This window comes from Nonomuraea sp. NPDC004702 (assembly GCF_053601695.1).
On the sequence record NZ_JBSGCE010000025.1, the window covers coordinates 24979 to 39219 of the forward strand.

15 protein-coding genes are annotated in these 14241 nt (G+C 74.3%); 9 read left to right on the top strand and 6 right to left on the bottom strand.

Annotated elements, in window-relative coordinates:
• Window positions 1-85 precede the first annotated feature (85 nt).
• Window positions 86-2779 carry a BTAD domain-containing putative transcriptional regulator gene (locus tag ACWEJ6_RS28130; RefSeq protein ID WP_452427482.1) on the top strand — a complete coding sequence of 898 codons (2694 nt, stop codon included), beginning with the start codon at window positions 86-88 and terminating at the stop codon, window positions 2777-2779.
• 77 nt (window positions 2780-2856) lie between these two features.
• Here the strand turns inward: ACWEJ6_RS28130 and ACWEJ6_RS28135 are convergent, their stop codons facing one another.
• Entirely contained in the window at window positions 2857-3093 is a 237-nt protein-coding gene (locus ACWEJ6_RS28135) for a hypothetical protein (RefSeq protein WP_452427484.1), read from the bottom strand.
• Window positions 3094-3333: 240 nt separating this feature from the next.
• Entirely contained in the window at window positions 3334-3693 is a 360-nt protein-coding gene (locus ACWEJ6_RS28140) for a hypothetical protein (RefSeq protein ID WP_452427486.1), read from the bottom strand.
• Between the two features lie 60 nt (window positions 3694-3753).
• On the opposite strand from ACWEJ6_RS28140, the gene ACWEJ6_RS28145 reads away from it, so the two are divergent.
• Window positions 3754-3951, top strand: a complete 198-nt coding sequence (locus tag ACWEJ6_RS28145; protein WP_452427488.1) for a hypothetical protein — start codon at window positions 3754-3756, stop codon at window positions 3949-3951.
• Between the two features lie 85 nt (window positions 3952-4036).
• Here ACWEJ6_RS28145 and ACWEJ6_RS28150 read toward each other — a convergent pair whose 3' ends face one another.
• Together ACWEJ6_RS28150 and ACWEJ6_RS28155 are read right to left on the bottom strand one after the other, a co-directional pair.
• Window positions 4037-4888 (bottom strand): methyltransferase, encoded by an 852-nt coding sequence (locus tag ACWEJ6_RS28150; protein WP_452427490.1) that lies wholly within the window; start codon window positions 4886-4888, stop codon window positions 4037-4039.
• A gap of 49 nt (window positions 4889-4937) precedes the next feature.
• Window positions 4938-5327, bottom strand: coding sequence for a MerR family transcriptional regulator (locus tag ACWEJ6_RS28155; protein WP_387673496.1), 390 nt, complete (start codon window positions 5325-5327; stop codon window positions 4938-4940).
• Between the two features lie 57 nt (window positions 5328-5384).
• Between ACWEJ6_RS28155 and ACWEJ6_RS28160 the strand changes: the two genes are divergently transcribed.
• The 3 genes from ACWEJ6_RS28160 (at window position 5385) to ACWEJ6_RS28170 (ending at window position 8232) form a co-directional block, all read left to right on the top strand.
• Entirely contained in the window at window positions 5385-6575 is a 1191-nt protein-coding gene (locus ACWEJ6_RS28160) for an MFS transporter (protein WP_452427492.1), read from the top strand.
• 108 nt (window positions 6576-6683) lie between these two features.
• Window positions 6684-7223 (top strand): AAA family ATPase, encoded by a 540-nt coding sequence (locus ACWEJ6_RS28165; protein ID WP_452427494.1) that lies wholly within the window; start codon window positions 6684-6686, stop codon window positions 7221-7223.
• A gap of 163 nt (window positions 7224-7386) precedes the next feature.
• Window positions 7387-8232 carry a helix-turn-helix transcriptional regulator gene (locus ACWEJ6_RS28170; RefSeq protein WP_452427496.1) on the top strand — a complete coding sequence of 282 codons (846 nt, stop codon included), beginning with the start codon at window positions 7387-7389 and terminating at the stop codon, window positions 8230-8232.
• A 15-nt stretch (window positions 8233-8247) separates the two neighbouring features.
• On the opposite strand, the gene ACWEJ6_RS28175 is transcribed toward ACWEJ6_RS28170, so the two are convergent.
• Window positions 8248-9684, bottom strand: coding sequence for an MFS transporter (locus ACWEJ6_RS28175; protein WP_452427498.1), 1437 nt, complete (start codon window positions 9682-9684; stop codon window positions 8248-8250).
• A 110-nt stretch (window positions 9685-9794) separates the two neighbouring features.
• A complete protein-coding gene (locus ACWEJ6_RS28180; RefSeq protein ID WP_452427500.1) occupies window positions 9795-10226 on the bottom strand; it encodes a nuclear transport factor 2 family protein in 432 nt (143 codons plus the stop codon).
• A 340-nt stretch (window positions 10227-10566) separates the two neighbouring features.
• Between ACWEJ6_RS28180 and ACWEJ6_RS28185 the strand changes: the two genes are divergently transcribed.
• From ACWEJ6_RS28185 to ACWEJ6_RS28200, 4 genes are read left to right on the top strand one after another with little or no spacing between them, the layout of a single operon-like run.
• Window positions 10567-10758, top strand: coding sequence for a CbtB domain-containing protein (locus ACWEJ6_RS28185; protein WP_352320001.1), 192 nt, complete (start codon window positions 10567-10569; stop codon window positions 10756-10758).
• Between the two features lie 9 nt (window positions 10759-10767).
• Window positions 10768-11553, top strand: a complete 786-nt coding sequence (locus ACWEJ6_RS28190) for a CbtA family protein (protein ID WP_452427502.1) — start codon at window positions 10768-10770, stop codon at window positions 11551-11553.
• A gap of 5 nt (window positions 11554-11558) precedes the next feature.
• A complete protein-coding gene (locus ACWEJ6_RS28195) occupies window positions 11559-12110 on the top strand; it encodes a histidine phosphatase family protein (protein WP_452427504.1) in 552 nt (183 codons plus the stop codon).
• Window positions 12107-14239, top strand: a complete 2133-nt coding sequence (locus tag ACWEJ6_RS28200; protein ID WP_452427506.1) for a VWA domain-containing protein — start codon at window positions 12107-12109, stop codon at window positions 14237-14239. Before ACWEJ6_RS28195 ends, ACWEJ6_RS28200 begins: the two co-directional genes overlap by 4 nt.
• Window positions 14240-14241 lie beyond the last annotated feature (2 nt).

Consider the following 14241-nt stretch of genomic DNA (forward strand, 5'->3'; position numbering starts at 1 on the left):
GCTACCGGAACAGGACGGCGTTGGATTGTGCGTCCGTCGGCTCGGCGATTTCTCAATGCCGTCTCCATGACTACCCTCGAAGATCATGCTGATTCGGTTGCTTGGGCCGGTGGAACTGGAACGCGAGGCACGGATCCGCCAGGTACGGCCTCCGCAGGTCGCGCTCGCACTGGCCGCCCTGGCGTGGGAGGTGGGCCGGGTCGTCCCCGTCGAGGCGCTGCAGGAGAGGATCTGGGGCGAGCAGGTGCCCGACGGCGCCAGGAGGACCCTCTACACGATCATCACGCAGCTCCGCCACGACGTGCTGGGCGACGACGGCGACGTGCTGCGCCGGCTCGGCGGCTACCTGCTCGACGTGGAGGAGACGGCGGTGGATCTCGTCCGGTTCCGCGGCCTGGCCGAGCGGGCGGCGTCCGTCCCGGAGCCGGAGGCCCTGCTGGGCGAGGCGCTCGGGCTGTGGCGCGGCGAGCCGCTCATGGGGCTGCCGGGCGAGTGGGCGGAGCGGGCGCGCCGCGCCCTTCGTGACGAGCACAAGGAGGTCCGCCTGCGCTGGGCGCGCGCCGTGACCCGCGCCGATCCGGGAGCGGCGGTGGCGGCGCTGTCGCCGCTGGCCGAGGAGTACCCGCTGGACGAGCCGGTGGCGGCGGCGCTGATCGAGGCGCTGCACGAGTGGGGCAGGACCGCCGAGGCGCTGACCCGCTTCGCGGACGTGCGCGCCCTCCTGGCCGAGGAGCTGGGCGTCGATCCGGGGCCCGAACTGCACCGCGTCCACCAGCGGATGCTCCATCCCGATCGGGGCGCCCGCGCCGCCGAGCCCGTGGCGCCCGCCCAGCTCCCGCTCGACCTCGGCTGCTTCGTCGGCCGGGCCGCCGAGCTGGAGCGGCTGGACGGCGAGCGGGCCCCCGTCCGCGTGATCCACGGCCCTCCGGGGGTGGGCAAGTCGTCGCTGGCCCTGCGCTGGGCACACCTGCGCCGGGAGCGCTACCCCGACGGCCAGCTGCACGCGGACCTCGACGCGAGTGACGCCGCCGCGGTGCTCCCCCGCTTCCTCGGCTCCCTCGGCGTGCCGGAGGGACGGGTGCCCGCGAGCCTCGACGCGCAGATCGGGCTGTTCCGCAGCCTGCTGTCCGGCCGCCGGGTGCTGGTCGTCCTGGACGACGCCCGCGACGCGGCCCAGGTGCGTCCCCTGCTGGCCGGCGCGCCGGGCTGCCTGACGCTGATCACCACCCGCTCCGACCTGTCCGGCCTGTCGGTGACCGCGGGCGCGTCGCTGCTGCGCCTGGACGTCCTGCCGGACGGCGACGCCCGCGGGCTGCTGTCGGCGCGGCTGGGCGCGGCACGCCTGTCGGCCGAGCCCGAGGCCGCCGCGCGGATCGTGCGCCGATGCGGCCACCTGCCGCTGGCGCTGGCGATCGTCGCGGCGCGCCTGTCCCGCAGGACGGAGCTGTCGCTGGCCGATGCCGCCGCCGATCTGGCGCGTCCGGGGCTGGAGCCGTTCGTCCACGCCGATCCGGCCATCGACCTGCGTCAGGTGCTCGGACGTTCCTACCACGACCTGCCGGAACCGGCCGCCCGCCTCTTCCGGCTGCTCGGCCGCGAATCGGGCGTGCACCTGCCGCTCGCGGCGGTGGCGAGCCTGGCCGGGCTGCCGGTCGACCGCGCGCGGGAGACGGTCGACCGGCTCGACCACGCCAACCTGGTGGAGCTGCGCGCGGAAGGCCGCGTACGCCTGCACGACCTGCTCCGGGTCTACGCGGCCGAGCAGGGCCGCGCGACCGACGACCAGGAGGTGCGCCGGGCGGCGACGCACCGCCTCCTCGACCACTACGTGCACACCGCCCTGGCCGCGAGCGAGGTCTGCTATCCCCACCGGGAGCGGCTGCACCCGCCACCGCCGGTCGCGGGCGTCGTGGTGCAGCGCTTCGCCGGCGCGGCGCAGGCGCTGCGCTGGTTCGCCGCGGAGTCGCTGCCCCTGCCCGCGCTGCTCGCCGAGGCCACCGGCGCCGGGCTGGACCGGCACGCCTGGCAGCTCGCCTGGGCGTTCACGGAGTTCATGCAGCGGCGCGGCCCGTGGGCCGAGATCCTCGGCGTCCAGGCGGTGGCGCTGTCGGCGGCCGAGCGTCTCGACGAGGGGCTGGCCGCGGCGCGCTGCCACAACGCCATGGCCCGCGCCCACGTCAAGCTGGGACACGACCGGGAGGCGGTGGCGCACTACGAGCGGGCGCTGGAGCTGCACCGCCGGTTCACCGAGCCGGTCCTTGAGGCGCACGTCCACCTGGGTCTGACCGTCCCGCTGAGCCGGATCGGGCCGGGGCGGGAGCTGGGACACGCCGTACGGGCGATGGAGCTGTTCAGGCAGGGCGGCGACGTCGTCGGCGAGGCGCGGGCGCTGAACAACGCGGGCTGGTGGCGCGCCCAGCGCGGCGAGTACGAGCAGGCGCTGGCCGACTGCCGCCGGGCGCAGCGCCTGCTGGCCGGCTTCGGATACCCGCAGGGCGAGGGGCACGCCTGGGACAGCGTCGCCTACGTCCTGGACGCCATGGGCCAGCACGCCGAGGCGGTGGCCTGCTACGAACGCGCCGCGGAGTTGCTGCGGAGCTGCGACGACCTGTATCCCGCGGCGGAGACGCTGGTCAGGCTGGGCGAGACGCACGCGCTGGCCGGTGAGGCCGAGGCGGCGCTCGACGCGTGGAAGCGCGCGGCGGAGTGGTTCGACCAGCTCGGCGACGCCCGCGCGGAGCAGGTCAGGGAGCAGGCCAGAGCGTTGAGAAAGCACTGAGAATTCGCTGAGACGGACGGCGCACGCCGGCGTGCGGGCGGCGCCGCGGCGCGCTCCCACGACTCGCGCCGGGCGGGCTACCTGAGCGCCGACCGGCTGCTCGGCGTGGTCCCGCGCGAGATCCGCCGGCCGCCCGCCGGTGCCGGCCGCGCGGCGGCGGCGTGGGCGCGGGCGGCGTCCTCGTCGCCGAGGCGGCGGGCCAGCTCGGCCAGCACGAGATGGGCGGACCCCCGGCAGGCGGTGCCCATGCCGGCCACCACCAGCAGGTCGGCGTACGGAAGCAGCCGGTCGTAGAGCGCACGCGGATCGGGCACGCCCAGGCGGGGCGGCGACCAGGCCCCAGACGGGCACGAGGAAGTCGGCCACCCAGTCGGCGGGGACGTCGGTCCCCCAGCGCGCCACCAGCTCGTGCGCCAGCTCGACGCGGCCGGACTCGACGGCGGCGAGCACGGCGACGGGCCGCAGCGGCACGAACCGCGGTTCCTCCGCGGCGGCCACCAGCTCCTCCAGGATCTCGGCCACCCGCCCCTGGCCGCGCCGGCAGGTGAACGTGGTCACCAGCCGGTGGAACCGGCGGCCCCACATGGCCGGGGCGAACCGCATGTCGCCGTACCGGGCGAGCAGGTTCTCGGCCTCCTCCCACCGGCCGTCGAGGGTGGCACGGGGGGCTGGGCGATGCGCACCATCGACTCCAGCTCCGGGCGCGGCGATCCGGCCAGCAGCGCCTCGCAGCGGGCCAGCTCGCGGTCCCAGCCGGGCAGGTCGCCGTCGCGCAGCAGGCAGGACATGAGGGAGACCCGAGCCAGCACCTCGCCGCTCACCGGCAGGCCGGGCAGGGCCGCCAGCTCCTCGGCCATGGCCCGCCGCGCGGCGTTGCCGCCGGGGCGGAACGCGGCGAGCAGGTAGTTGTTCATCGTGCGGGCCAGGAGCGGCGTGTCACCCGTCCGTCTGGCCAGGGCGACCGCCTCGGCGGCGTGGCGTTCGCCCTCGGCGCCGCGGGGACGGGGGCGCTGGTGCGCTGCACGTCGGGGCGCAAGCCGTTCACCTTCCTGGCACCGGGCGAGCGCGCCGCCGCCGCCTTCGCCCCGGACGACCTGGCCCGCCTCCGGGACGTCAAGCGGTCCCGCGACCCCCGCGGCATCTTCCGCGGCAACTTTCCGGTCCTCGCCTGACGACCACCGGGGAGCCGCCGGGAGGAGAGCACGTCAGCGGCGTCGTCCACCGTCCCGGCCTGCGGCGTGTTCACCGGCCTGCGGCTCAGCGCGGTCCGGGCGCCGCGGGCTGTTCCGGGCGGCGTCCCCATGCCGAGATCAGCGGCGCGAGGGTGAGGTCGAGCTCGCCGGCCTCGACGGCGGCCAGGTGCGCGTCGATCTCGGCGTCCTCGGCCAGCCCGGCGGCGAGCAACTCGGCGCGGACCATGCGCACCGTCGCGGCCTCCAGCCGGTCGCAGGCCACCCCGCCGACCGGGAAGCAGCCGGCCGCCGCGACGTCGACCAGGCCGGCCGCGCGCAACTCCCGTGGCAGCGTCCGGCCGAAGCGCAGGTCGGCGCCACGGCGGGTCAGCAACTCCCGGACGGCGCGCCGCAGCCGGTTGGCGCGCCGCTGTGCCGGGCCGGCCTCGTCGAGGCAGGCCAGCGGCTGCAGCTCGGTGTCGGCATCCTCGATCAACAGCCGGCCGCCGGGGCGCAGCGCCGCCACCATCGTCGCCAGCGCCCGGGCACGGTCGGGCACGTGGACGAGCACGAGCCGGGCGTGCACCAGGTCGAACGTGCCCGGCTGCGGCGGCGGGTCCGCGACGACGTCGTGCCGGAGCACCTCGTACCCGGCGTGCGGGTCCAGCCAGGTGGGGTTGATGTCCGTGGCCAGCACGTGACCGGTCGGCCCGACGGCCGTGGCGAGCGCCTCGGGGATGCTGGGGCCTCCCGCGCCGACTTCCCAGCAACGCCAGCCCGCCTGCACGCCGAGCCGGTCGAAGTGCCCCCGCGTGACGCCGTCGAACAACTCGGCCAGCCAGGTGAACCGCTCGCCCGCCTCCCTCCGGGCGTTGTCGAGCAGGTAGCGGTGATCCGGGGCGGACCCGGGGCCGGCGAAGGGCTGCGATGAACTCATGCGTCCATCCTGACGATCTTCCACGTGCCGCGTCAGCACGACAGGCGATTCAGCCGCCGAGTGAGGCCAGGGCCCGGCGGGTGACGTCGGCCGGGGCCGCGGCGATGACGTCGTCGAGCGCGTCCATGGAGGTCTGGAGGTCGCTGATGGCCTGGGCGATGCGGGCGCGCTCCTGGTGGAGGTCGGCGACCAGGTCAGAGCAGGTGGGGACGAGGCGGTCGCCGGCGTCCCGCAGGCACGGCAGGACCGTCATGATCGTCGAGGTGTTCAGGCCGGCGGCCAGCAGGCTGCGGATGCGGCGGACGACGGCGACGTCCTCCTCGGCGTATTCCCGGTAGCCGCTGGGGCGCCGCTGCGGGTGGAGCAGCCCCTGTTCCCCGTAGTAGCGCAGCAGGTGCACGGCCACGCCGGTCCGCCGGGACAGCTCACCGATGCGCACGACGACACCCCGCTCGCCTTGACTCTCATATCGATGTGAGACTTTAGCGTCTACGCCATGAAGATGGACAAGGGTTTCGCGACGCTCGCGGCATTGTGCTCAAGCGTCTTCGTCGTGGGCACCTCGGAGTACCTGATCGCCGGGTTGCTGCCCCAGGTCGGAGCTGATCTTGACGTCTCCGTGGGAACCGCCGGACAGGCGGTGACCGCGTATGCGCTCGGAGTGGTGGCCGGAGGGCCGCTCATGGCCCTGCTGACCTCGCGGCTGCCGCGCAAGGGGCTCGCCGTCGGGCTGATGCTGCTGTTCGCGGCGGGCAGCGCGATCAGCGCGGGGGCGCCGTCGTTCGGCCTGCTCCTGGCAGGCCGCGTGGTGTCCTCGCTCAGCCACGCCGCCTTCCTGGCTCTGGCGCTGGTGACGGCGACCCGGGTGGTCCCGGCCGAGCGGACGGGCTCGGCCATCGCCACCGTGGCCTCCGGCTTCACCGTGGCCACGCTCCTCGGGGTGCCCCTGGGCGCACTGCTCGGGGAGAGCGCCGGTTGGCGGGCTCCGTTCGCCGTACTGACCGTTCTGTCCCTGGTGGGCGCCATGCTCCTGGCCGTCGTCCTGCCCCGGCAGGAGGCGCCGTCCACGCGCCTGCGTGACGAGGTACGCGTGGTGACGCGCCGGCCGGTCATGCTCGCCATCGCCACCACCGCGGTGGGCTTCTCCGGGGTCGCCACGGTGTTCACCTACATCGCCCCGCTGCTGATCCGCGTCTCCGGCTTCTCCGCCGGGGCGGTCTCCGGTCTGCTGCTCGCCTACGGCGCGGGCAGTTTCATCGGCAACCTCACCGCCGGACGGCTGACCGACAAGTCGATGAGCGCCACCGTACGGGGGGTCTTCGGCGGGTTGGCGGGGACGCTCCTGCTGGTCCCGTTCGCCGTGGTGTGGCAGCCTGCCGCGGTGGCCGCGGTCCTGGTGCTCGGCCTGCTGGCCACCGCGACCATCGCCCCGCTCCAGGGACTGATCCTGCACCACGCGGGCGCCGCCCCGAACCTGGCGGTCTCCGCCAACGTCGGCGCCTTCAACCTCGGGGCCGCGGCCGGCTCGGTCATCGGCGGCACGATCGTCGCCGCCGGCGCCCTGCGGTGGACCGGCCTGGCGGGCGCGGCACTGAGCCTGATCGGACTGGCCCTCACCTACCTCGTCCTGCCCCGGCCACGGACGTCGCCGAAGACCGCCGAACACCAAGCCCCGACCGCCGCCTGACTCCCCGCCCACCCGCCGCGCCGCGCCGACGGCCGTCCAGAGGACCAGGTGAGAGCGTTCCTTCAAAGCTCGCCGCAGGACGGGCGGCACCCCCGGTACTGTCGGACGGTGCTCATCGGCTCACCGAACACGGTCCTGATCGTCATTCGAGGCAACTCCGGATCCGGCAAGTCCACCGTGGCCCGCACCGTGCGGGAAACGTATGACCAGCGCGGCATGGCCCTCATCGGTCAGGACGTCGTACGCCGGGAGATCCTCCGCGAGCGCGACAAGGCGGGCGGCGTGAACATCGGACTGCTCGACGTGATGTGCCGCCACGCACTGAACGCCGGCTACCACGTCATCCTGGAAGGCATCCTCGCCCGGAGCCACTACGGAGAGATGCTGCAGGCGCTGTTCCGCGACCATCGAGGCACGAGCCACGGCTACTACCTGGACGTCTCCCTGGAGGAGACGCTCGCCAGGCACCGGACGCGGCCTCAGCGCACCCAGTTCAGCTTCGACGACATGCGGCGGTGGTACCTCGAACAGGACGTCCTGCCCGGCGCGACGGAGACGATCATCGACGAGAGCAGCACCCTGGCCCGGACCGTCGGGCTGATTCTCCGGAACGCGGGCCTCGTGACAGGCGAAGCGACACGCCTGTGAGCAGTTCGGCCAGGCGGTCCGCGAAGGCGGTGAGCCGGTCCAGGCGTGCTCCGCTCCGGGCGGTGCGGAAGCCGTGGCGCGGCACCGGCAGCAACGGCGTTGGCCGGCCGTCGAGGGCGGCGGGTGGCTTTGTGCGGGTGGGGAGTTTGGCAGTCTTGGTGCTATGTATCCCGCTTCTGCACTTGGCGAGTTCCTGCGGTCCCGACGGGCTCGGCTGCGTCCCGAGGACGTGGGCCTGAGCTCAGGAGTCAGGCATCGGCGCGTCGCGGGGCTGCGCAGGGAGGAGCTGGCGCCGCTGGCCGGAGTCAGCGTCGGTTACTACACCCGCCTGGAGCAGGGGCAGAGCCCCAACGTCTCGGACGACGTCCTGGACGCCGTGGCCCGCGTCCTGCGGCTGGACGACGACGAGCTGGCCCACCTGCACCGGCTGGCCAGGGCCGCCCGGGCCGGGGCGAGGGCCAAGCCCGAGCAGCTGCGTCCCGGCATCAGGCTGATGGTGGACGCCTTCACCGACCGGCCCGCGATCGCGGTCGGCCGGCGGGGCGACATCCTGGCCTGGAACCGTCCGGCGCACGCGCTGCTCGCCCCGCACTGGCCCTTCGAGGGGGCGGAGAAGCCCAACTTCGTCCGCCTCGACTTCCTGGAGCTGGACTTCTCCCGCGGGCTGTACGCCGACTGGACGCAGAAGGCCCGCGACGACATCGCCTACCTGGAGGGCTCCCTGAGCCGCTTCCCCACCGACGAAGGGCTGAACGCGCTGGTCGACGAGCTGCTGGCGCTCAGCCCTGAGTTCCGTGCGATGTGGACCGAGCACCCGGTGAGCAACTGCGCCTCCATCTCGCGCGGCTACCGGCATCCGGAGGTGGGCGTCATGACCCTCACCGCCGAGCTCCTGCGCACGCCCGACGACGAAGGGCAGGGCGTGACGGTCTTCCAGGCCGAGGCGGGTTCACCGTCGGAGGAACGGCTGCGGCGGCTGGCCGAGCTGGCCGCCGCCGTCTCACCGTAGGGCCTCAGGGGCGGGTCACGCGGCCGGAGCCGGGCGGCGCAGGAGGGCGCCGCCGACGAGGGCGCCGGCCAGCGCCACCGCGCCGGCCACCAGGAAGGCGGCGTGCAGGCCGCCGAGGGTGGCCGACGCCTCGGTGGCGGCCGAGGCGAGCGCTTCCGTACGGACGGCGGCGATCGCGGTGAGCCCCGCCACGCCGACGGCGCCGACGAAGGGGGGCATCTGGGCGAGGCTGCCCGCCACGCCCTGGTCGGCCTCGCCCAGCCCGGACGTAATGGTCGTGACGGCGGCCACCACCGTCAGGACGTGCCCGAACCCCATCGTGGCCGACGTCGCCAGCAGCAGGACCAGGCCGCCCTGGCCCGGCAGGAACACCATGGCGGCGGTGCCGGCGGCCTGCACGGTCAGGCCGGTGACGATGGTCGCCGCCGTCCCCCGCGTGCTGATCATCTTGGCCGCGAAGCTGCCCGCGACCAGGGCCGCGATGCCCTCCCCGAGGAAGCCGAGCCCGGTCTGCAGCGGCGTGTAGCCCAGGACGTCCTGCATGTGGATGCTGAGCAGCAGGGTCGCGCCGCCGCACATCCCGAAGGTGACCAGCCCGACCGTCATGCCCCACTTGACCGTCCTGCGGCGCAGCAGCCGCAGCGGGACGAGCGGGGCCGCGTGCCGCGCCTCGACGGCCAGGAACGCGCCCAGCAGCAGGGCCGCCGCCGTCAAGGTCGCCAGCGTCGGCAGGCTGCCCCAGCCCGCCGCCCCGCCGGTCGAGATGCCGTAGACCAGGGCGAACAGGCCGCCGCTCGCCAGCAGCGCGCCGGGCACGTCGAGCCTGGCCCGGCCGCGTACGGCCGTCTCCCGCACGACCGTCACCGCGCCCGTCATGACCAGGACGCCGATGCCGAACAGGATGAGCATCGTCCAGCGCCAGTTCAGGCCGCTGGTGATGAGCCCGCCGCCGATCGTCCCGACGACGAAGCCCAGCGACAGCAGGGCGCCGTTGACGCCGAGCGCCCTGGTGCGCTGCGGCCCTTCGGGGAACGTGCCGGTCATCAGCGCCAGCGCGGTCGGGCCGATCATGGCCGCGGCCACGCCCTGTCCCGCGCGGGCCGTCACCAGCAGCCCCGGGGTCGGCGCCAGCCCGGCCAGCAGCGAGAACACCGAGAACGCCGCCACGCCGATGACGAACAAGCGGCGCCTGCCCACCATGTCGGACGCGCGTCCGAACAGGGGCATCAACGCGGCCGTCGGCAGCAGGCAGGCGGTGGCCACCCACTGCAGCGCCGAGGCGGAGGAGAAGCCGAGGTCCCTGCCGATCTCCGGCAGCGCCACCGTGATGATCGAGTAGTCCAGCCCGGTCATCAACGTCGCGCCGCACAACGTGATGAGGACGAGCCAGCCGCGCAGCCCCCATCGCGGGGTCGTGTCAGCGGCGGTCAGGTCGTGTGTGTCCGTCGTCATGCGGCCAGAGTGCGGCCGGCCGCGAAGATCAACCAGAGCCCTGCTGAGGGTACATCTGCCAGGTGCAGGACGAGCGGTGGCGGGGGCGATCCGTCGCGTCCGGCAATTCGCTAAGGACGCTGCAGAATCACCGAGTCGGAGAGCTGGGTGAGCAACTCCAGTTGATCGAAATAGAGGCGCAAACTCGTGATGAGCCCGTCTTCCACTGTGCAGACATAACAGCATCGCAAACGAACAGGACGGCCTGTCGCGTGAAGCACCTGACCGTCGGGCATGGTGTATGGGCCTCGGTGAGTTCCGACCATGAGAAGCTCGTCGACGGTTGTGGCCTCACACTCGGAGGACTCCGTGATCACGGCCCGGACGTCGGGGAACGCCGTCCAGAACTCCTCCAGATAGGAGGCCAGCTCGCTGTGTCCCTGAGATACGCCTTCGGGGCTGATGGACACTCCGGCCGGGCTGAAAGTGCCGAGCAGTGCCGTCATGTCGTGGGCGTTGAACGCGTCCGTATAGCGGTCGCGCACCTCGCGGGCAACATTCATGGCACCGGGTCCTCCTATATTCGCTCGATGCCCAGCGTGGCTGTCGATATGCGGTCGAATGACCAACGCAGGCTAGATCCGCAGACTCGACGAGGTGAAATTCTGGGCCTTTCGCAAAGGCGCGCCGCGCAGCGGCAGGTGGCCCAGGGGCACCGGTCGCATGTTGACGCGAACGTGAGGAAAGGATACGTTCCGGTAGATTTCACGGTTGTCCAAGGGAAATCCGGTGAGATGCCGGTGCGGACGCGCCACTGTATCCGGGACGTAGATCCCGGGAGCCAGGTCGCTTGGCAGCCGTGACCTCGTGATATGGGACGCGTGACCCCTGAGGAGGCTTGACATGACCGGGTTGTCCACCCCGTCGACGATTCCCTTTCCCCGCCTGCGCCCTTGGCTGCTGCTGGCCGTACCCGTGCTGCTGCTGGTCGCCTACCTGGTTCTGATGGACAACGGCGCCATCTCCCAGACCGGCACCTTCCTGCACGAGCTGATGCACGACGGGCGTCACCTGCTCGGCGTGCCCTGCCACTGAGGGCCCGTCATGGTACGCACCTTCCTGGCCAGAGGTCTGCTCGTCGGACTCCTGGCCGGACTGATCGCGGGCGCCTTCGCCTTCGCCTTCGGTGAACCTCGCGTGGACCACGCGATCGCCCTGGAGGAGGCCGCCGCCCAGGCCGAGGCGCCCGATCCGGACGCCGGGACGGCCGGGCACAGTCACGCCGAAGCGGCCGGGCACAGTCACGGCGAGGACGCCGTGGTCGGCAGGCCCGTGCAGAAGGCGGGGCTGTTCCTGGCCACCGGGCTCTACGGGCTGGCCGTGGGCGGGGTGTTCGCCCTGGTGTTCGCCGGACTGCGCGGGCGGGTCGGCCCGCGTTCCGACGGGCGGCTGGCGCTGGCCGCGGCCGGTACGGCGTTCGCCGCGATCATCCTCGTGCCCTTCGTGAAATATCCGGCCAACCCGCCTGCGGTGGGCGCCCCGGACACCATCAACAGCCGCACGCTGCTCTACGTGGTCATGATCCTCGTCGGGCTGGCGGCGACGGCGATCGCGGTGGCGACGGCCCGCCGCGTCGACGGCGGCCCGTGGGCGCGCTGGACGGCGGCGGCGGTCGCGTTCCTGGTGCCCGTCGTCGCCGCGTGGTGGTTGCTGCCGGCGGTCGATGAGGTGCCCGAGGGGTTCCCCGCCACGCTGCTGTGGGAGTTCCGGCTCGCCTCGCTCGGCACGCAGCTCGTCTTCTGGGCGGCGTTCGGCGTGCTGTTCGGCTGGGCGAGCGACCGGGCGGAGCGGCGTACGGCGGCTCACCCGCTGGTCGCGGCGCCGAGCTGAGCAAGGTGCTGTTCGTCCGGCATGCCACGACACCGGGGATGCGGGCCGGGTGCTTTCCCGCCGACGAGGACGCCGACGCGGCGAGCCTGACCAGGGCCGCCGCGGCGGGGCCCGTCGAGGCGGCGGCGGCATGGGCCGCTCCCTGCAGGGCCGCGCGGCAGACGGCCGCCGCCATGGGGCTTGCGGCCCGCGAGGCTCCCGCCCTGGCGGAGGCGGACTGCGGCCGGTGGCGGGGCCTGCCGTACGGACGGGTCGCGCTGGCGGAGCCGGACGCGCTGGCGAGCTGGCTGGCCGACCCGCACGCCGCCCCGCACGGCGGCGAGTCACTGAGCGCGCTCGCCGCCAGGGTGGCGGGCTGGCTCGACTCGGTACGGGACGAGCCGCGGGCCGTCGTGGTCTGCGACGCGGGCGTCATCAGAGCGGCGCTCGGCCATGTCCTGGGGCTGCATCCGCTGCGCGCGGCCCGTTTCGACCTGGCCCCTCTGTCCACCACCGAGCTGACCGTCGCGCGGGACGGCTGGCGGGTGGTCCACGTCAACCGGAAGGCTGAGTCTTGATCGTCACCTATCCGTTCAGCGCCGTCGTCGGGCTCGGCGACCTGAAGCTGGCGCTGGTGCTGAACGCGGTGTCGCCCCGGGTGGGCGGGGTGCTCGTCCGCGGGGAGAAGGGAACGGCGAAGTCCACGATCGTGCGGGCGCTGGCGGCCCAGTTGCCGACGGTGTCCGTGGTGCCCGGCTGCCGGTTCGCCTGCGACCCCGCCGTACCCGACCCTGAGTGCCCGGACGGGCCGCACGAGCCCGGCGCCGGGCGGGTGGAACGGCCGGCCGCCCTGGTGGAGCTGCCGGTCGGCGCGTCGGAGGACCGGCTGGCCGGCTCGCTCGACGTCGAGCGGGCGCTGACGGAAGGGGTGAAGGCGTTCGAGCCGGGGCTGCTGGCGGCCGCCCACCGCGGCGTCCTGTACGTGGACGAGGTGAACCTCCTGCACGACCACCTCGTGGACCTGCTGCTCGACGCGGCCGCGCTGGGCACCTGCTACGTCGAGCGCGAGTCGGTGTCGGTGCGCCATGCCGCCCGCTTCCTGCTGGTGGGCACCATGAACCCGGAGGAGGGCGAGCTGCGTCCGCAGCTTCTGGACCGGTTCGGGCTGACGGTCGAGGTCAGGGCGTCCCGCGACCCGGAGGAGCGCGCCGAGGTGGTGCGGCGGCGGCTGGCCTTCGAGGCGGACGCGGCGGCGTTCGCGCGTCGATGGACGGCAGCGGAATCGGCGTTGTCGGCCCGCATCGCCGCCGCCCGGTCCCGGGTTCCCGGCGTGCGGTTGCCGGACGCCCGGCTGCGGCAGATCGCGACGGTGTGCGCCGCCTTCGAGGTCGACGGCCTGCGTGCCGACCTGGTGACGGCGAACGCGGCCATCGCCCACGCCGCCTGGCAGGGCCGCGACACGGTGACGACCGAGGACGTCCGGGCCGCGGCCCGGCTGTCGCTGCCGCATCGCAGGCGGCGCGATCCGTTCGACGCTCCGGGCCTGGACGAGGCGCTGCTCGACGAGCTGCTGGAACGCACGTCGGGCGACGACACCCCGGACGGCGGCCCCGACGGCTCCGGGCCCGGCGGCGGCCGCGACGGCTCAGGTCCCGACGGCTCAGGTCCCGGCGGACCTGGCGGGACGCCGCCACCGGGCGACGGCACCGGACCCGGAACGCGGAACCACCCGACCGGCGCGGAGCCCTCGGCGGACGGCCGGACGGCCGCCGCTGACCCGTCGGCGTCCGGGGCCGCCGGTGCGGACGCGCCGCCGATGGCCGGAGACCCCGCTCCGGACGCGTCGCCCGCCACGGGGGCTGCCGCCTCCCGAGCGGCGGCGCCTCAGGCGGCCTCCCAGGCGGCCGCGCAGGTGGCGGGCGTGGCCGCGCCGTACCGGGTGCCGCTGCTGGAGGTGCCGGGGATCGGCGAGGGGGCGGTGGGCCGGCGGTCGCGGTCCCGGACCCGGCGCGGCCGGAGCGCCGGCGCGCGCCGCCCGCCCGGCCCCGTACGCGACCTCCATGTGCCGGCGACGCTGCTGGCAGCGGCGCCCCACCAGCGGGAACGCGGCCATCAGGGCCCGGGGCTGGCGCTGCGCGGCGACGACCTGCGCGAGGTGGTGCGCGAGGGCAGGGAGGGCAACCTCGTGCTGTTCGTGGTGGACGCGAGCGGCTCGATGGCGGCGCGCAAGCGGATGACCGCGGTCAAGACGGCCGTGCTCAGCCTGCTCCTCGACGCCTACCAGCGGCGGGACAAGATAGGACTGATCACTTTCCGGGGCGCCGTCGCGGAGGTGGCGCTGCCGCCCACCTCGTCGGTGGAGGCGGGCGCGGCCCGGCTGCGCTCCCTGCCCACCGGAGGGCGCACGCCGCTGGCGGCGGGGCTGGTGCGCGCGGCGGAGGTGCTGCGCGTGGAACGGCTGCGCGACCCCGCCAGGCGTCCGCTGCTGGTGCTGGTCACCGACGGACGGGCCACGGCCGGCGGCGACGTGGACCGGGCCGCCGCGCTGCTGGCCGGCACCGCGTCGGTGGTCGTGGACTGCGAGAGCGGGCCGGTCAGGCTCGGCCTGGCCGTCCGGCTGGCCTCGCGGCTGCGCGCGCGGCTCGTGCCTCTCGACTCTCTGGCCGATCTCGGTTCGGTCGTCCGTGACCACAGGAAGGCGGTCTGAAC

Excerpts from the sequence above, each read along its gene's own strand:
- ACWEJ6_RS28190 (WP_452427502.1), top strand. The coding sequence starts at position 10,768 with ATGGTACGCACCTTCCTGGCCAGAGGTCTGCTCGTCGGACTCCTGGCC.
- ACWEJ6_RS28180 (WP_452427500.1), bottom strand. The coding sequence starts at position 10,226 with ATGAATGTTGCCCGCGAGGTGCGCGACCGCTATACGGACGCGTTCAAC.
- ACWEJ6_RS28150 (WP_452427490.1), bottom strand. The coding sequence starts at position 4,888 with ATGAGTTCATCGCAGCCCTTCGCCGGCCCCGGGTCCGCCCCGGATCAC.
- ACWEJ6_RS28175 (WP_452427498.1), bottom strand. The coding sequence starts at position 9,684 with ATGACGACGGACACACACGACCTGACCGCCGCTGACACGACCCCGCGA.
- ACWEJ6_RS28185 (WP_352320001.1), top strand. The coding sequence starts at position 10,567 with ATGACCGGGTTGTCCACCCCGTCGACGATTCCCTTTCCCCGCCTGCGC.
- ACWEJ6_RS28160 (WP_452427492.1), top strand. The coding sequence starts at position 5,385 with ATGAAGATGGACAAGGGTTTCGCGACGCTCGCGGCATTGTGCTCAAGC.
- ACWEJ6_RS28170 (WP_452427496.1), top strand. The coding sequence starts at position 7,387 with ATGTATCCCGCTTCTGCACTTGGCGAGTTCCTGCGGTCCCGACGGGCT.
- ACWEJ6_RS28130 (WP_452427482.1), top strand. The coding sequence starts at position 86 with ATGCTGATTCGGTTGCTTGGGCCGGTGGAACTGGAACGCGAGGCACGG.
- ACWEJ6_RS28140 (WP_452427486.1), bottom strand. The coding sequence starts at position 3,693 with ATGAACAACTACCTGCTCGCCGCGTTCCGCCCCGGCGGCAACGCCGCG.